This window comes from Pseudonocardia sp. WMMC193, from assembly GCF_021728735.1.
Classification (GTDB): domain Bacteria; phylum Actinomycetota; class Actinomycetes; order Mycobacteriales; family Pseudonocardiaceae; genus Pseudonocardia; species Pseudonocardia oroxyli.
In genome coordinates, this window is the sequence record NZ_JAKKDO010000003.1 from 3,693,884 (window position 1) to 3,711,121 (window position 17,238).

At 72.6% G+C, this 17,238-nt stretch carries 16 protein-coding genes; 1 reads left to right on the plus strand and 15 read right to left on the minus strand.

Annotation, left to right across the window (positions count from 1 at the left end; genetic code table 11):
- Positions 1 to 21: 21 nt before the first annotated feature.
- The 9 genes from sucB to L3X23_RS19055 form a co-directional block, all read right to left on the minus strand.
- Positions 22 to 1,647, minus strand: coding sequence for a 2-oxoglutarate dehydrogenase, E2 component, dihydrolipoamide succinyltransferase (gene sucB / locus L3X23_RS19015; protein ID WP_237198065.1), 1,626 nt, complete (start codon positions 1,645 to 1,647; stop codon positions 22 to 24).
- Positions 1,648 to 1,687: 40 nt separating this feature from the next.
- Entirely contained in the window at positions 1,688 to 3,085 is a 1,398-nt protein-coding gene (gene lpdA, locus L3X23_RS19020) for a dihydrolipoyl dehydrogenase (RefSeq protein WP_237193472.1), read from the minus strand.
- Entirely contained in the window at positions 3,082 to 4,068 is a 987-nt protein-coding gene (locus tag L3X23_RS19025; RefSeq protein ID WP_237193473.1) for an alpha-ketoacid dehydrogenase subunit beta, read from the minus strand. The genes lpdA and L3X23_RS19025 overlap by 4 nt, the downstream gene beginning before the upstream one ends.
- On the minus strand, positions 4,058 to 5,077 hold the full coding sequence (locus tag L3X23_RS19030) for a thiamine pyrophosphate-dependent dehydrogenase E1 component subunit alpha (RefSeq protein WP_237193474.1): 1,020 nt from the start codon (positions 5,075 to 5,077) through the stop codon (positions 4,058 to 4,060). The genes L3X23_RS19025 and L3X23_RS19030 overlap by 11 nt, the downstream gene beginning before the upstream one ends.
- Before the next feature lie 177 nt (positions 5,078 to 5,254).
- Positions 5,255 to 6,103, minus strand: coding sequence for an IclR family transcriptional regulator (locus L3X23_RS19035; protein WP_237193475.1), 849 nt, complete (start codon positions 6,101 to 6,103; stop codon positions 5,255 to 5,257).
- On the minus strand, positions 6,082 to 6,882 hold the full coding sequence (locus L3X23_RS19040) for an IclR family transcriptional regulator (RefSeq protein ID WP_237193476.1): 801 nt from the start codon (positions 6,880 to 6,882) through the stop codon (positions 6,082 to 6,084). The genes L3X23_RS19035 and L3X23_RS19040 overlap by 22 nt, the downstream gene beginning before the upstream one ends.
- 111 nt (positions 6,883 to 6,993) lie before the next feature.
- Positions 6,994 to 8,661, minus strand: a complete 1,668-nt coding sequence (locus tag L3X23_RS19045; RefSeq protein WP_237198066.1) for an acyclic terpene utilization AtuA family protein — start codon at positions 8,659 to 8,661, stop codon at positions 6,994 to 6,996.
- A gap of 65 nt (positions 8,662 to 8,726) precedes the next feature.
- Positions 8,727 to 9,533 carry a TIGR03084 family metal-binding protein gene (locus L3X23_RS19050; protein WP_308116921.1) on the minus strand — a complete coding sequence of 269 codons (807 nt, stop codon included), beginning with the start codon at positions 9,531 to 9,533 and terminating at the stop codon, positions 8,727 to 8,729.
- 27 nt (positions 9,534 to 9,560) lie between these two features.
- Positions 9,561 to 10,331, minus strand: coding sequence for an enoyl-CoA hydratase/isomerase family protein (locus tag L3X23_RS19055; protein ID WP_237193478.1), 771 nt, complete (start codon positions 10,329 to 10,331; stop codon positions 9,561 to 9,563).
- Between the two features lie 85 nt (positions 10,332 to 10,416).
- On the opposite strand from L3X23_RS19055, the gene L3X23_RS19060 reads away from it, so the two are divergent.
- Positions 10,417 to 11,052 carry a TetR/AcrR family transcriptional regulator gene (locus tag L3X23_RS19060; RefSeq protein WP_237193479.1) on the plus strand — a complete coding sequence of 212 codons (636 nt, stop codon included), beginning with the start codon at positions 10,417 to 10,419 and terminating at the stop codon, positions 11,050 to 11,052.
- Positions 11,053 to 11,127: 75 nt separating this feature from the next.
- On the opposite strand, the gene L3X23_RS19065 is transcribed toward L3X23_RS19060, so the two are convergent.
- The 6 genes from L3X23_RS19065 to L3X23_RS19090 form a co-directional block, all read right to left on the minus strand.
- Positions 11,128 to 12,180, minus strand: coding sequence for a 2Fe-2S iron-sulfur cluster binding domain-containing protein (locus L3X23_RS19065; RefSeq protein ID WP_237193480.1), 1,053 nt, complete (start codon positions 12,178 to 12,180; stop codon positions 11,128 to 11,130).
- A gap of 91 nt (positions 12,181 to 12,271) precedes the next feature.
- Positions 12,272 to 13,411, minus strand: a complete 1,140-nt coding sequence (locus L3X23_RS19070) for a fatty acid desaturase (protein ID WP_237193481.1) — start codon at positions 13,409 to 13,411, stop codon at positions 12,272 to 12,274.
- A 1-nt stretch (position 13,412) separates the two neighbouring features.
- Positions 13,413 to 13,751, minus strand: a complete 339-nt coding sequence (locus tag L3X23_RS19075; protein WP_237193482.1) for a hypothetical protein — start codon at positions 13,749 to 13,751, stop codon at positions 13,413 to 13,415.
- Positions 13,751 to 14,473 (minus strand): Phenylacetic acid catabolic protein, encoded by a 723-nt coding sequence (locus L3X23_RS19080; RefSeq protein WP_237193483.1) that lies wholly within the window; start codon positions 14,471 to 14,473, stop codon positions 13,751 to 13,753. The genes L3X23_RS19075 and L3X23_RS19080 overlap by 1 nt, the downstream gene beginning before the upstream one ends.
- 120 nt (positions 14,474 to 14,593) lie before the next feature.
- Entirely contained in the window at positions 14,594 to 15,718 is a 1,125-nt protein-coding gene (locus L3X23_RS19085; RefSeq protein WP_237193484.1) for an NDMA-dependent alcohol dehydrogenase, read from the minus strand.
- Positions 15,719 to 15,746: 28 nt separating this feature from the next.
- A complete protein-coding gene (locus L3X23_RS19090) occupies positions 15,747 to 17,207 on the minus strand; it encodes an aldehyde dehydrogenase (RefSeq protein WP_237193485.1) in 1,461 nt (486 codons plus the stop codon).
- Positions 17,208 to 17,238 lie beyond the last annotated feature (31 nt).

Here is a 17,238-nt window from a genome sequence, read left to right on the forward strand (position 1 = left end):
CTCCCACTGCCGAGCACACGGTCAGCCGACCTCCGCCTCCCAGTCCCGGTCCTGGAGGCTGTCGCGGACGTGAGCCATGAACCGCGACGCCGTGACGCCGTCGAAGGCGCGGTGGTCGTAGGTGAAGCCGAGCACCGTCATGGGATGGACGGCTATCGCGTCCCCCACGGCGACCGGCCGTCTGGTGATCATGTTGAGGGACAGGATCGCCGAGTTCGGCTGGTTGATGATCGGTGCCGAGGCGTAGTCGGCGATCGGACCCGGGCTCGTGAGGGTGAAGGTCGACCCGCTCAGGTCGTCCGCGGCGAGCCTGCCGCTGGTCGCCTTCTGTGCCGTCGCCCGGATGGCACGGGCCAGACCGCGCAGGTTCAGCGCGTCCGCGTCCCTGATGACGGGCGCGACGAGGCCCTGCTCCTCCAGGTCGACCGCGATGCCGAGGTTGACGTAGTGGTGCAGGATCCGGCTCTTCGACTCCATGTCCAGCGAGGAGTTCACGTTCGGGAACGCGCGCAGCGCGTCGCACACCGCCCTGGCGACGAAGGCGAGCTGCGTCAGCGACATGCCCTCCTCCTTGCGGAAGCGCTGCTTGTGCTTCGCGCGAACCCGTTCGACCGCGTCGAGGTCGACCTCGACCGACGTCCACACGGTCGGCGCGACCCGCACCGAATGGAGCATCCGCTCGCCGATGGCCAACCGCATCCGCGACAGCGGCTGCACCTCGTCGCGCTCCCCCACCTTGGGGGCGGGCACGGCGCCGCGCGGCACCGCGACAGGCGTGGCAGGAGCGACAGGCGTGGCGGGAGGGGCGGCGGCCAGCGCCTTCTCCACGTCCTCGCGGCGGATCCGCCCACCCACACCGGTGCCGGGGATCCCGGCGACGTCCAGCCCGAACTCGCCGACGAGCCGCCGGACGAGCGGCGACAACATCCGGCCCCCGCCGGCTCGCTCCGCGGCGCCGTTCGGCGCGATGGGCGCGTTCGCCGAGGCGGGCTGCGCCCCGGCGGGCCGGGCCAGGGGCTCGGCGGGCGCCTGCGGGAGGTCCTCGCCCGGCTCGCCGATCCGCGCGAGCAGCGTCCCGACCACGACCGTCTCGCCCGCGGGCACGAGGATCTCCAGCAGCACGCCGTCGTAGGGACTCGGGATCTCCGAGTCCACCTTGTCGGTCGAGACCTCGAACAGGGGATCGTCCATCGCGACGGCGTCGCCGGCCCGCTTGAGCCAGTTCCCGACCGTCCCCTCGGTGACCGTCTCGCCGAGCTTCGGCATGGTGATGTCGCGCACCCGACCGGAGGCCGGAGGACGCCCCGCGTCGCCGGGTCCCGCCGACCCGTTCCCGCTCGACGCGGCCGGTCCGCCGTGCGAAGGGCCGCCGGCCGCCGCCGCATCGCTCCCGGCGCTCGGCTCGGGCGCCCTCGCCGCGGCCGAACCGGGAGCGCCGATGCGCACCAGCGGCGTCCCCACCGGCACGGTCTCCCCCGACGCCACGAGGATCTCCAGCAGCACGCCGTCGTAGGGACTCGGGATCTCCGAGTCCACCTTGTCGGTGGACACCTCGAACAGCGGGTCGTCGAGCGCGACCTCGTCCCCCGCCGCCTTGAACCAGCTGGTGATCTCGCCCTCGGTGACCGACTCCCCCAGCTTGGGCATGGTCACGACCCACTCGTCTGACATCGTCGCAGCTCCCGGATCAGCCGTGCAGGGAACGGCCGGAGAAGGTGATCATGGTTTCGCCGATGGCCTCGGAGAGGCTGGGGTGCGCGTGGACGAGTCGGCCGACGTCGCCGGGCAGCGCCTCCCAGTTCACCGCCAGGTACCCCTCGTGCACCAGCTCGCTCGCCCACGGGCCGACGACGTGGACGCCCAGGACCGGACCGTCCTTCTGGGCGACCACCTTCACCAGGCCGTCGGTCTCGCCGAGGATCATGGCTCGACCGTTGCCCGCCATGGTGTGCTTGTGCACCTCGACGTCGTAGCCGCCCGCGCGCGCCTCGGCCTCGCTCAGGCCGGACCAGGCCACCTCGGGATGGGTGTAGACGACCCACGGGACCTTGCCGTAGTCGACCGGCGGCGGGCTCTCGCCCAGGACGCTCTCCACGGCGACGACCGCCTCGGCGTAGGCGACGTGCGCGAGCCCGGGCGTCGCGACGCAGTCGCCGACCGCGTACACCCCCGGCCGCGACGTCGCCATCGTGGTCGTGTCGACCTCGACGAACCCGGCTCGGTCGACCCGGACGCCCGCCTCGGCCAGCCCCATGCCCTCGGTCACCGGACGGCGACCGATGGCGACGAGCACCTGGTCTACCTCGAGCTTGTCCGAGCCGTCGGGGGTCTCGAAGGGCACCACGATCCCGTTCGAGGTGCGCTCGGGCGTCCCGACGCGAGCCTCGGGGTGGATCGCCGCGCCCCGCCTCCTCAGCGACCGCGCCAGCACGTCGGCGCAGTCGCGGTCGGGCCCGACCGGGAGCACACCGTGCGGAAGGGCCTCCAGCAGCGTGGTGGCCACCCCGAGGTCGGTGTAGACCGAGGTGAACTCGGCACCGATCACGCCACCGCCGATGACCGCGACGCGTTCGGGGAGCCGGTCGGCGTCGCTGTTGGTGCTGTGGTCGGAGGTGACCACGGTGGTGCCGTCGACGTCGATGCCCGGGATGGACCGCGGCGCGGAGCCCGTGCAGAGGATCACCGCGCGCCCGCGCAGGGTGTCACCGCCGACCGACACCGCGCCGTCCGAGGTCAGCGTGCCGAAGCCGGCGACGACGGTCACCTTGCGCCGCTTGAGCAGCCCCGAGAGTCCCTTGTGGAGCTGGTCGACGATCCTCGACCTGCGGGCGTTCGCCGCGGGCCAGTCCGGCTGGGCATCGCCGACGATGCGCACGCCGTGCTCGGCGGCGGCGGACACGGTCCGGTACACCTCCGCCGCGTGCAGCAGGGCCTTGGCCGGGATGCACCCCCGGTGCAGGCACGTGCCGCCGACGCTCGCGCTCTCGACCAGAGCCACGGTCAGTCCGGCGGACGCCGCGTAGAGGGCCGCGGCGTAGCCGCCGGGACCCCCGCCCAGCACCACCAGGTCGTAGTCCGCGCTCACGCCCTGGCCACCTTCCGCAGCGTCTCCGCGATCTCGGTGGGCTGCGGGATCACCGCGTCCTCCAGGGGAGGGCTCGTCGGTGTCGGTGTGTTGCGGGCGGCGATCCGGACCACCGGCTGGTCGAGGTGCCAGAAGCACTCCTCCTGGATGGTCGCGGCGATCTCCGCGCCGTAGCCGAGCCGCTTCGCGGCCTCGTGCAGGACCACGGCACGCGAGGTCTTCCGCACGGAGTTCGCGATGGTCTCGACGTCGAGCGGGACGAGGGTCCGCACGTCGACCACCTCGACCGAGATGCCGTCCTTGTCCAGCTCGTCGGCGATCTCCACGCCCTGGTGCACCCCCGCCGAGTAGGTCACGAGGGTGACGTCGGTGCCCGGGCGGACCACCTTGGCCACCCCCAGCGGGATCGGGTCCAGCGAGATCGGCCCGGACGCCCGCAGCCGCCGGTACAGGTACTTGTTCTCCAGGTACAGCGTCGGGTTGTTGTCCCGGATCGAGCTGACCAGCAGGCCCGCGGCGTCCTCCGGCGTACCCGGCATGACGATCTTGATCCCGGGCACGTGGGCGAAGTAGCTCTCCACGCTCTGCGAGTGCGTGGGGCCCGCCCGCAGGCGGCCGCCGAACGGGGCACGCATGGTGACGGGCATCGGGTCCCCGGTTCGCCAGTGGTGGCGCGCCAGCACGTTGACGATCGGGTCGAAGGCGCACGAGATGAAGTCGGCGAACTGGAACTCGACCACGGGCCGCAGCCCGACGAGCGCGGCACCGGCGGCGAGACCGGTGAAACCGGTCTCGGCGATCGGCGTGTCCACCACGCGCCGCGCGCCGAACTTCTCCAGGAAGCCCTTCGTGACCTTGAAGGCGCCGCCGAACTGCCCGACGTCCTCGCCGATGATGAAGACGTCCGGGTCGCGGTCCATCTCCGCGTCCAGGGCCAGCCCCACCGCGTCCAGGTACGTGGCGTTCCCGTTGTCAGTCGGCATAGACGCCGTCCTCGATGTCGGACGGGTCGGGCATCGGGTCGGCGAGCGCCTTGCGCCGCGCGGCGATCGCGTGCTGCCGCGCGTCCTCGCGCACCTGCTTGGCCCCGGTGTCGTCGAGCACCCCACCGGCGATCAGCACGTTCTCGAACAGCTCCACGGGATCCTTCTTCGCGTACTCCTCGAAGAGGTCCTGCACCACGTAGTCGGCCGGGTCGTGCTCGGCGTGGCCGTGCATCCGCATGGTCACCGCCTCGACGAGCGTGGGTCCGGCGCCCTCCCGTGCGCGGGCCACCGCCTCCGCGACGGCGTCGTGCACGGCGAGCACGTCGGTGCCGTCGACCTTGACCCCGGGCATCCCGTACGCGACCGCCTTCGCGGCGAACGTCTCCGAGGCCGAGGTGAGCTTCAGCGGAGTCGAGTACGCGTACTGGTTGTTCTCGATCACGAAGACGTTGGGCAGCTTCTGCACCGACGCCAGGGTGAGCGACTCGTGGAAGTCCGCCCGCGACGTCGAGCCGTCCCCGCAGAACGCCAGGGCGACCTTGTCCTCGCCGCGGTAGCGGGCAGCGAAGGCCATCCCGGTCGCGACCGGGAAGTTGGCCGGGATGTGGCTCGGCGGGTTGTAGTGCCCGAGGTCGAGGCGCCCGTAGTGCAGCGTCCCGTCCCGGCCGCCGGTCGGGGACGTCGCCTTCCCCATGAAGCTGGCCATCACCTGCCACGGCTCCATCCCACGCCAGAGGTGCGCTCCGAGGTTGCGGTGCAGCGGCGCCATGTAGTCGTCGGCCCGCACCGCCGACGCGGCGCCGACGCTGATCGCCTCGTGCCAGTGTCCGGTGTAGAGCGACCCCAGCAGGTCCCCGCCCTTGTACATGGCGACCATGCGGTCCTCGACCGCGCGGGTGAGGACCATGAACCGGTGGATGCGCCTGAGCAGCTCGGGGTCGCGCTCCGTCAGCGGTGGTGGAGCCGCCTTGCGGCGGGAGCGGGTGCCTGTCGATCGCGTTGCCACGCCGTGCCTCCTTGTGGAACTCGTGGACCACTTCGTTGACGTCGGTCGTTCGCGGGTGGTCACCGTCGTGCACCGCCGCGGGGGACGCCACGTCGACCACCGGACAGGGTCCACCCTCGCCCGGCCACCGAGGGGACGGCGGCTCGCCGACCCCGGCGACCCCGCCCTGCGGGGGGCTTACGCCGGACCGACCGGACGGAGCAGGGGTCTTCCCGACATGTCGGGAGTGGAACCCGGCGGCGCACCGAGCCGCTCCGAGATCTCCGCGGCGGCGGTCCGCAGGAGCAGGGCCGCACGCGCCTCCCAGTCCGGCGAGCCGGACACCCGGGCGAGACTGATGGCGGCGACCACCGCACCCGTCTCGCCGCGGACGGCCGCCGCCACGCACGAGACCCCCGCGACCGCCTCCTCGCGCTCGACGGCGATCCCCCGCTCCCGCGCGGCGACGAGCTGGCGCCGGAGCACACCGGGCGCGACCGTGGTGCGGAGGGTGACGCGCCTCAGCCGGCCCCGCAGCACCGCATCGACGGACTCCGGTGGAAGGTGCGCCAGCAGCATCTTGCCGACGGCGGTCGCGTGGGCGGGCATCCGCCCACCCACCCGGCTCGGCAGACCGACGGCATCGACACCGGAGATCTTCTCGAGGTAGAGCACGTCGGCGCGGGCCGGGACGACCAGGTGCGCGGTGCCGCCGGCCGCGGCCTGCAGCCGGGTCAGCGCGCCGCTCGCGGCCTCCCGCAGCGCCCGCTGGGCGGGTACCCGGTGGCCCAGCTCGAACAGCGCCATCCCCAGCCGCAGTCCCTCGTCGTCGCGCTCCAGCAGGCCCCGCGCGACGAGCTGGGCCACGTGGCGGTGAGCCGTCGACTTCGGCATCCCGAGGCGACGGGCCAGCTCGGACAGCGACAGCGTCTCCTGGCTCTGGGCGACGGCGTCGAGCATGGCGAGGGACCGGTCCAGCACGGAGGTCGACTCGGTCGCCGTGCCGTCCGTGCCCGCCGCCGTCATCACCGCAGCCCCGCCCCGCACTCGATGGTCCGGCTGGCCGAGGCCAGCAGACGGAGGTAGCGCTCGAGCGCCCGGTTCAGGTCCTCGGTGGTGGTGACCAGCGACAGCGCCCCGACCCCTCGCCCCGACCCGTCGCGCAGCGGCACGGCCACCGAGGCCGCCCCCACGCGGGCCTCGCCGCGGTTGACCGCGAACCCGCGGGCCCGGACCGCGGCCAGCTCGCGGTCGAACTGCTCCGCGGAGCGGATGGAGGCCCCGGTCATGGCGGCGAAGCCACCCTGCCGTCGGGCCGCCGCGACCCGCTCGTCGAACGCCGCGACGACCTTGCCCGAGGCCGAACAGTGGACCGGCAGGCGACGCGGGATGCCCTTGAGGATCGGCACCACGGCCACCGCCTGCTGCCGCTCGAGGTAGACCACGCACGCGCCGTCCGGCACGGCGAGGTGGACCGTGCGCCCGGTCCGGTCCCGGAGGTCCTCCAGCACACCCGACGCGGCGCGGACCAGCTGCGATCGCTCGCGGGCCGCCGTCCCCAGCTCGAACAGGTGCAGCCCGAGGCGGTACCGCGAGTCCTCCGTCTGCACGACGTAGCCGTGGTCGCGCAGGGTGGTCAGCAGGCGGTGGGCGCTGCTCTTCGCCACACCCAGCCGCCTGCTCACCTCGGAGACCCCGAGATCCTCGGAACCGGCGAGGAACATGTCCAGCACATCGAGCGCCGCGGACACCGACTGCAGGCCGGTTCCCTGGCTCGGGATGTCCGCCGCGCGGCGGTCGGACAGGACGTATGCGGTGTCGACCATGGTGGTGGGGCCTTCCGCTAAAGCGCCTCAGCGGTGAGCGCGTCTCGGGCCCCTCACCCTATCGTGGCGATCGCCTCGATGATAGATCGATCACACCCCGCCGGGTTCGCGCTACGCCGGTGGCACGCCGAGGACCTCGACCGGTATGGGGACGATCCGGGACCGCAGGTACTCGCCCAGCCCCTTCGCCTGGGGGTCGAGCCTGGTCGAGGAGGCGACCCCGGCGCCCAGCAGCCCGTGCACGACGACGTTGAGCGCACGGAGCCGAGGCAGCTCGAAGCGGTCGATGCGGAGATCGGCCGCCTCCGGCCCGAGCAGCTCGCGGAGCCGGTCCACGGTCAGGAACGACCTCGCCCAGGCGAACCCGGCGTCGTCGCGGGCCCAGACACCGATGTTGGCGTTGCCGCCCTTGTCTCCCGAGCGGGCTCCGAGGACCCGGCCGAGCGGCGCACGCTCGGTCGGGCCCGACGGCGCGGGACCGCCGGCGGTGTCGGCCTCGAAGACCTGTGGGCTCGGAGTGGGCCCGGTCGGCGGGTCGGCCACCGGATGCCGCTCGCCGTCCGCGTCGACCAGCACCTGGGTCACCGCCGACCGCGGGACGGCGGCCGGGCGGTACACGCCGAAGGCCGACTCCGACGAGGGCGGGGTGGTGGTGTGGAAGCCCGCGTAGCCTGCCAGCGCGATCTCCATGATGCCGTTCGAGAAGGACCTGCCCACCCGGCGGGGGTCGTGTCCCTTCACCGTCACCCGCAGGTGGGCCGATGCCTCCTCGTTGTGGGGCGCGTCCGGCCGGTCGAACCGCAGCAGCCGGACGTCGACCTCGTCGAAGCCGTCTCGGCCGCCGAGCACGTCGAACAGCTGCCGCTCGGCGAACGCCGCCTTCGCCTCGACGTCGAGCCCGGTGATCACCATCGTCATCGTGTTGCGGAACCCTCCGACGTCGTTCAGCGCCACCTTGAGCGTGTCGGGGGGCGGGCTGCCGGTGGCGCCCGCGATGCGGACCCGGTGTTCGCCCTCCTGGTGCAGGGTGACGGTGTCGAAGTGGGTGACCACGTCCGGCCCGAGGTAGGCGGGCTCCGCGATCTCGTACAGCAGCTGGGCGGTCACCGTCCCGACCGAGACCAGGCCGCCCGTGTCCGCGTGCTTGGTGATCACCGACGTGCCGTCGGCGGCGACCTCGGCGATGGGGAAGCCGGGGTAGCGGCGGTCGGTGATCTCGTCGAGGAAGGAGTAGTTGCCCCCGGTGGCCTGTGGACCGCACTCGATCACGTGCCCCGCGACGACGGCGCCCGCGAGCCGGTCCCAGTCGGTGCGCTGCCAGCCGTGCCACCAGGCGGCGGGCCCGACCACCAGCGAGGCGTCGGTGACCCGGCCGGTGACGACGACGTCCGCGCCGCCGCCCAGCGCCTCCGCGATGCCCCAGCCGCCGAGATAGGCGTTGGCGGACACCGGCTTGACCTCGCCGACCGGCGGGACCACCGCGGAGAGGTCGCCGCGGAGGTCGTCGCCCTCCACGTGGGCGACCCGGACCGCGACCCCGAGGCGCTCGGCCAGGTCGCGCAGCGCCGCGGCGAGCCCCGCGGGGTTCAGCCCGCCCGCGTTCGCGACGACCTTGATCCCGCGGTCGGCGCAGGTGCCCAGCACCTGCTCCATCTGGGTCAGGAACGTGCGGGCGTACCCGGCGTCGGGGTTCTTCGCCTGCGCCTTGGCGAGGATCAGCATGGTGAGCTCGGCGAGGTAGTCGCCGCAGAGCACGTCGATCGGTCCGCCCTCGACCATCTCGCGGGCGGCCGCGAGCCGGTCGCCGTAGAAGCCCGAGCAGTTGCCGATCCTGATGGGGTCCCTCACACCGTCGTCCCTTCGGGTCGCCGATCACCGTCGAACTGTCCAGCGGCGCGCCCGCCGCCGGGCGGCCCGGCGAACGCCTGCGCGATCGACAGCCAGCGGTCCGCGTGCGGGCCCTCGGCCACCAGCACGGTGTCCGCGCGGTGCCTGCGCTGGGTGACCAGCAGGCAGAAGTCCAGCGCGGGCCCGGTCACGCGGTCGGGCGCGTCCGGCGGGCCCCACGTCCAGGTGCTCCCGTCCGGGGCCGCGAGCTCGACCCGCACCGGGTCCGCCGGCACCTCCAGGCCGTTGGCCAGGTAGCTGAAGGGCCGGGCACCGACACCGATGTGGGCGACGTGGCGAAGCCTGGGCGACGGGACGCGGCTCGCGCCCAGCGCGTCGGCCACGTCCTGCCCGTGCGCCCAGGTCTCCATGATCCGCGCGGTCAGCGAGGAGGCCGCGCTCATGGGCGGGCCGAACCACGGCAGCCGGGTCGACGGGTCCAGCGCCGCGAACGTGTCGACGAGCCCGGCCCGCGCCCGGTCGAACCAGGCGAGCAGCTCGGCGGGCGGCATCGACCGGTACCGCTCGGCGATGGTGTCCGGCGACATCCGCCCGTCGAGCAGCATCGGGACCATCTCGCCGGTGAACCCGTCGGGGTCCGTCGCCGAGCGCACCGCGGCGTCGTCGAAGAAGGCGAGGTGGCTGATCTGGTCGCGGACCGCCCACCCTGCGGCGGGGGTGGGCGCGTCCCACCCCGACCGCCCGTCGGCGAGGTCGGCGACCAGCCGCCTCACCTCGGCCGTCTCCTCGCTGATGTCGGCCACGACCGACTCCATCGACACTGGCACCGCTTACCGTCCCTTCCACTCGGGGGCCCGTTTGGCCGCGAAGGCCGCGGGCCCTTCCTGGGCGTCGTCACTGAGGTACACCGGCTCCCAGATCTCGTCGGCCAGGTCGTAGGCCTCGTCGAGGGTGTGCCGGGCCGAGAGGTAGACCGTGCGCTTGGCCGCCATGACCGACAGCGGCGCGTTCGTCGCTATCCGCCGGGCGATCTGCTGCGTGCGCGACCGCAGCTCCGACGCCGGGACGACCTCGTTGACGAGGCCGACCTCGCGCGCCCGCTCGGCGGTGAGCGGGTCGCCGGTCATCAGGATCTGGAGCGCGACCCGGGGCGGCAGCAGCCACGACAGCGGCGCCGCCCACGGGGCTCCCCTGCCCACCTTGGCCTCGGTCACCGCGAACGTCGCGTGCTCGGCGGCGACGACGAGGTCGCACTGCTGCGCCAGCAGGAAACCGCCGGCGAACGCGACCCCGTTGACCGCGGCGATGGTGGGCTTCGCGACCTCGATGTTGCGGCCGAACTGCGGCGCGAAGTCCGGGGGCGGGACGCGCAGCGAGGTCTCCGACATCTCCTTGAGGTCGCCACCGGCGCAGAAGGCCTTGTCCCCGGCACCGGTCAGCACCAGGACCTTCGCGTCGTCGTCGGCGTTGAACCGGTGGACCAGGTCGAACAGTCCGGAGCGCACCGCGGCGTTCAGCGCGTTCCTCGCCTCGGGCCGGTCGATGGTGACCCAGGCGACACCGTCGTCGACCTCGTAGGTGAGCACGGGTGCCGTAGCCATTCGGTTCATCCTCGTCGACGGGCGGCCGCGTTGTGAGGCCGGATTCACTACCGCGACCCTACCCACACGCTGCCATGATGGCCACATGGCAGGAAGCCCGCGCGTAGGCGGGCCGCGTAGGCGAGATCCCGAGCGGCGCGCGCGGATCCTCGACGCCGCGGCCGCGCTCGCCGCGCGCCGCGGGTTCCACGCGGTGCCCATGGAGGAGATCGGCACGGCCGCGGGGATCGTCGGGTCCGGTGTCTACCGGCACTTCGCGAGCAAGGAGGCGCTGCTGGTCGCCCTCCTGGACCAGGCGATGGACAGGCTGCGTTCGGAGCAGGTGCGGATCCTCGCCGAGGCCCCGGACGACGACGCGGCGCTGTGCGCCCTCGTCGACAGCCACGTCGCGATGGCGCTGCGCGAGCGCGACGTGCTCACCGTGCACCACCGGGAGTCGCACTCCCTGCCCACGGCGGACCGCAGGCGTCTGCGGGACGACCAGCGCCGCTACGCCGAGAGCTGGGTGGCCCTGCTGTGCAGGCTGCATCCCGACCGCGCCGCCGCCTCGGCGCGCCTGCAGGTGCACAGCGCGATCGGCGCGATCCAGTCGATCCTGTTCCACCGCCCCGACCTGCCCGAGGCCGAGGTCGCCGCGGAGCTCGCCCGCGCGGCGCGGGCCTGTCTGGACCACGGGGGCGCCGACGACCGCGGGTCGTCCGCTCGGGCGGCGCCCGCGTGACCGGCCGGGGTCCGGCCTCCGGGGCATCGAGTGCCCCTGTTCGGCGGCGGCCGGTGACCTGACCGCCGCCGCGGCTCAGCTGCGGCGCTGGGTCTTCTTGTCCAGGAACCGGTCGGCGTGGAACACACCGTCCGCGCGGAGGGCGCCGAGCTGCGCCTCCAGCGCGTCCACCATGGGCGGCGGCCCGCACGCGTACACCTCGCAGGCCGAGAGCACGTCTGCGGGCAGCGCGGCGACGACGTCCGTGACCAGGCCCCGGGCTCCGGACCAGTCCGACCCCGGGTCCTCCTCGGACAGGACCGGCACGAAGCGGCACGAACCGGCCATGGCGGCGGCCGCCGCCTCGATCTCCTCGACGCAGTACAGGTCGCGCGCGGTCCGCGCGCCGAACACCACGATCGTCTCGCGCTGGGCGCCCTCGTCGGCCGCTGCCTCGAGGATCGCCTTGATCGGCGCCAGCCCGCTGCCGCCCGCCACGCACAGTGCGGGCGCGCCCGACGGGCGCAGCCACAGGTTGCCGAAGGGACCCGCGACCTCGAGCGCGGTGCCGGACCGGTCCTCGGCGAACAGCCACTCGGTGAACTCCCCGCCCGGGGTGCGGCGGATGTAGAACACCAGCTCGTCCTTCGCCCGGTCGGCGGCACCCCGGGCGAAGGAGTAGCTGCGCGGACCGGAGATCCCGGGGACCCGGAGCTCGGCGTACTGGCCCGCGGTGTAGGCGAACGGCTCGTCCACGCGCACGACGACCTCGAGGATGTCGTGGGTCAGCGCGCGCGTGCCGGACAGCACCGCGGAGGTGTGGACGAGCGGGTGGTCGGGCATGTCGACGAGGTCGGCGACGTGCAGCTCCACGGCGCCGCGCGCCAGGGACTGGCACGGGAGGATGTACCGGTCGGCGAGCTCCTCGCTGGACAGCGTGATCGCGGCGTCGGTGATCTCGCGGACCTTCCCGCTGACCAGCTTCGACTTGCACGTCCCGCAGGTGCCGACGGTGCAGCTGTGCGGGAACGGGATGCCCGCGGCGAGGGCCTCGTTCAGCAGCGAGTCCTTGCCGGTGGCGGGGAAGCTCCGGCCCGAGGGTCGGATCGTGACGGTGGCGGGCTCCCGGTTGCGGCCGAACAGTCCCATGCTCTGTGTGGTCCTCTTCTTCGAAGTGCCGGCGTCCGGTCCCGGGTGGGCCCGCGCGTGTCGCGGGCCCACCCGGGACGGGTCGAGATGGTCAGGCCATGCCGGACGGCTCGGGGTCGGCCTTCACCGGGACGCCGAGCTCCAGCCACTGCGGCCAGCCGGCGCGTCGGTTCTCCGCCATCGCCACCTCCTTCTCGGCGGGACTCGCGAACCGCGAGTCCCAGTCCCGCAGGCGCGGCTTGGCGATGCGGCTCTTCCACAGCGGCGGCACGAGCGCGCAGACGAAGCACAGGAACGCGCTGGGCATCTGTGCGCCGTCGCCGCGGGGCGCGAGCTCGTAGAAGCGGTGCTTGCTGTCGAAGTGGTGCTCGATGTGGTTGGTGATCTCGACCCCCAGCGGTCGGATCACCGCGCCGAGGTGGTTCCAGGCGTGGTGCAGGGCGATCGGCGAACCCGGGACGCGGACGAGCCCGTAGTGCTGGAGGTAGTTGAAGCCCTCGACCAGCAGCTTCGAGAACACCATGGTCGCCAGTGCGACGAGCAGGCCCTGCCAGCCCGCGAACACCGTGACCACCGCGCACAGCGCGGCCAGGAGCGCGAGCTCGACGTACACCGCGTTGCGCGGGTGGAAGATCGTCATGTTGCGCTTGCGGAGCGAGCGGACGCTGGTGACCACGCCGTCCTTCCACGCCCCGTAGGACGCCTGCCACACGAACGAGTAGATGGTCTGTCCGCGGCGCGGGGTGTCGCTGTCGACCGGGGTGCACAGGTCGAGGTGGTGGGTCAGCTTGTGCCCGACGTCGCGGTTCGGGTCGAGGTACACCGTGCTGTACACCTTGGCGACCGCCACCGGGAACCAGTGCCTGCGGTGCATCAGCTCGTGCGCGATCGGCAGGTTGGGCACCGCACCGATCCATCCCACGGAGAGCACCATGCCGACGACCTGCCAGCCGCCGACGGCACCGGGAGCCCCTCCGGTCCACTCGGAGAGACGCACCACGAACAGCGTCCACAGACCCGCCAGCAGCGGGAGGTGCAGGTACAGCGGCAGGTCGGCGAGTGCGGGCACGGACACCCGGTGCAGCTTGTGGTCGGCGGGGAGCAGGACGTCGAGCGCCATCAGGACGGGGAACGTGGCGATCCCCAGCCAGACCCACCCGCCTCCCAGCCAGAGACCCGCGACGGCGGTGGCCACCACCGCCGTGACGATGTAGTACCGAAGAACGCCCATGTCAGCTCATCCTCATTGTCGGTTCGGGGCCGGCCGGGGAAGGGTCGGCGGCCTGCGGCGTCGGCATGTCGGGAACCTCCCCCTCGGACTCCCGGACGCTGTCGAACACCCGCAGGATCAGCCGGTAGGCGGTCCCGGGTTCGGAGAGCGGTGAGGGGCCGAGGCCGTCGAGGTCGGGCAGTGCGCGTCCGGCGTAGGAGTCGCGGTGCACCACCGGCACCAGCTCCGCCTCCGCTGCCAGGAGGTCGACGGTGGGGAAGTCGCCGGTGAGCACACCGTCGGTCCACGTGACGTGGACGAGGCTGCCGTTGCGCGAGCCCCGCACCGTGAAGGTCGTCATCAGAGGTACCGTCGGTTGGCGGTGTCGGCGGGGACGGTGATGCCGAGGGCCTCGAGCATGGGTCGGGTGTCGGCGATGTACTCGCGGCGCAGGTCCTCGTTGTTCTTGGTGCGCAGGCCCCAGCGGACGTAGGCGTCGGAGAAGTCGGAGTCCGAGCGGCCGAACATGTCCAGGGCGGCGGGCCACCAGATGTGGATCTTCTCGTTGGCCTCGGCGAGGCCTTCGGGGGTGGCGCAGATCCGTTTGAGGTTGCTCAGGCCGAAGGTGGCGTGGAAGACCTCGTCCTTGTGCAGGCGCTCGGCGACCGAGAGCAGCGGCTCGTAGGGCACGCCCTCCCAGGTCTCGCCGATGTAGCAGCCGACACGGTCCCCGAGGCCGTTGAAGTAGGCCAGGTCGCAGAAGGTGTCGATGGGCAGGTGGAACAGGTACTGCTTGATCGGGGCGTCGACGGGTCCGACCCCGAGCCCGTCGAGGATCCGGGCGGTGATCACCCCGTGCTCGACCTCCTGGGCCATCAGCTTGGCGAAGGTGGTCTTGAGCCGTTCGGTGGGACACAGCGTCATGCACCGGTCCCAGAGCTTGTTCAGCAGCGCCGTGTAGTGCGGGTTGGTGGAGTTCTCCAGGTGGTGGGTCAACATCCGCACCAGCAGCGTGTGGAACTCCTCGGGCATGTCCGGGTCACCCTCGCGGTACACCCGCCGCTGCGCCTCGACGACCGTCACTGGACGTCTCCTCTCGTGTGACTCACACCATACGTCGATCTGCCGTTCAGTCAACCGCCCGGTCGAAAGAATTAAGTCGTGGGCGGGGCCGCCGCGGCGCGGCGACCCCCTCCCCCGACCTCAGTACCGGACGACGCCGCGGATGTTCTTGCCGTCGTGCATGTCCTGGTAGCCGGCCGCGACCTCGTCGAGCGAGTAGGTCGTGGTGATGAGCTCGTCCAGCTTCAGGGCACCCGACCGGTAGAGCTCGATCTGCCGCAGGATGTCCCAGTTCGGGTTCGACGCGCCGAACAGCGAGCCCTGGATGCGCTTCTGGAACAGCGTGATGTCAGACAGCGAGACGGGCAGCGGGGTGGTGTCGGCGATGTTGCCGAGGGCGGTCACCACGACCGTGCCCGCCTTCCGGATGGAGGCCATGGCCTGGCCGACGTGATCCGCCTGGATCACACCGGTGGTCACGATCGCCTGGTCGGCGCCCTGGCCGTTGGTCAGCTCCTTCGCCAGCTCGGTGGCCTCCTCCATGGTGGCCGCGCCGTGGGTCGCCCCCAGCTCCTGCGCCTTCTCCCGCTTGAGCGCCACCGGGTCCACGGCGATGATGGCGGTCGCGCCCGCGTTGGCCGCACCCTGCACCGCGTTGATGCCGATGCCGCCCACCCCCATGACGATGGTGGTGTGCCCCGGCTGCACCCCGCCGGAGTTCACCGCCGCGCCCCACCCGGTGCCGACGCCGCAGCCCAGCAGGCACACCACGTCGAGCGGCACGTCCTCGGGCACCTTGACGACCGAGTCGACGGCGACGGTGGTGGTCTCGCAGAAGGTGGAGATCCCGAGCATCTGGCCCACCGGCGTGTCACTGCCCGCGAGCCGCAGGCGGTAGCTCGTCAGGTCGTTCCACCGGGCCCCGGACAGCAGCCCGGCACCGAGGTCGCACAGGTTCTGCTGGCCGGAGGCACACCACCGACAGTGGCCGCACGAGGGCAGGAAGGAGAAGACGACGTGATCGCCCTCCTTGAGCCCCTTCGTGTTCGCCCCGGCCTTCGTGACGACGCCCGCCCCCTCGTGCCCGAGGGCGAAGGGGTAGATCCCGACCGGGATGTCCCCGGTGACGATGTGGTCGTCGGAGTGGCACAGGCCGGATCCGACGAGCTTGACCTGGACCTCGTTGTCACGCGGGTCGTCCACCTCGAGGTCCACGACCTCGATCTTGCCCGGCGCCTGCCGGATGATCGCTCCACGGGTCTGCATCGTTGCGCTCCTTCGCGTGAACGGATGTCTACAGGTAGACGGACTTGAGCTGCTGGTACGCCGCGAGCCCCTCAGGACCCAGCTCGCGTCCCATCCCACTGTCCTTGACACCGCCGAACGGTGCGGCCGGGTCGGGGAGGTAGCGGTTGACGCCGATCGTCCCGGTGCGGACGCGGCGCGCCACGTCGAGGCCGCGCCCGGCGTCGGTGGTCCACACCGTGCCGCCCAGGCCGAAGTCGGACTCGTTGGCGATGCGGACGGCGTCGTCGTCGCCGTCGAACGGGATGACCGACAGCACCGGGCCGAAGATCTCCTCCTGGGAGATGGTGGCGTTGTTGTCGACGTCGGCGAAGATGGTCGGCTCCACGAACCAGCCGGTGTCGCGGCCGGACGGACGCCCGCCGCCGGTGGTCACCCGGCCGCCCTCGGCGCGGCCCTTGGCGATGTACCCCTCGACCCGCTCGCGGTGCCTGCTGCTCGCCATCGGCCCCACCTGCGTGGCCGGGTCCAGCGACTCGCCGACGGCCATCGAGCCCGCGTACGCGGTGAACATCTCCACGACCTCGCCGTAGCGCGAGCGCGGCGCCAGCACCCGGGTGCCGAGGAAGCAGGTCTGGCCGTTGTTCGCCAGCGTGGGGACGAACAGGTCCGCGCCGATCTTCGCGAGGTCGAGGTCGGCGTCGTCGAGCACGATGGTCGCGGACTTGCCGCCGAGCTCGAGCGTCACCGGGCGGAGCAGCCGACCGCACGTCTCCGCGATCTGCCGCCCGGCCGCGGTCGACCCGGTGAACCCGACCTTGTCGACCGAGCGGTGAGCGACGAGGTGCGCGCCCGCCTCCCGGCCGCCGGGCACGATGTTGAGCACGCCCGCGGGCAGGCCCGCCTCGGCGGCCGCCTCGGCCAGGAGCACGGAGTCCAGGACGGTCTCCGGGGAGGGCTTCATCACCACCGTGCAGCCGGCCGCCAGTGCGGGCGCGAACTTGAACGACGCGAGCGTCTGCGGGAAGTTCCACGGGACGATGGCCGCCACCACGCCGACCGGGTCACGCTCGACGCGGACACTGCCCCCGAAGAGGCCGGGACGCACGTCCTCGCCCTGGTTCTCCACGAGGTCGGCGTAGTAGCGCAGCAGGACGGCCGGGTACACCGCCTCGAGCTGGGCCGCCTGGGAGACCGGCATCCCGTTCTGCGCCGACACCAGCGCGGCGATGCGGTCCTTGCGGTCCTCGACCGCCTGGGCGAAGCGGCGCAGCACCGCGGCCCGCTCGGCCGCCGGTCGCGTCGACCAGCCGGCCGGGTCGTCGAACGCCCGTCGAGCGGCTTCCACGGCGCGGTCGACGTCGGCCTCCTGGCCGTCGGGCACGGAGCCGATGACCTCGCCGGTGTTCGGCGACACCACCGTGATGGTGGCCGAGGACGACGGGGCGACCCACTCGCCGCCGATGTAGAGGCTGTCGTGGTGTCTGGGGAACTCGAGGTCGTCGGACACGGGGACTCCTTGTCTGTCTGGTGCGGGAAGT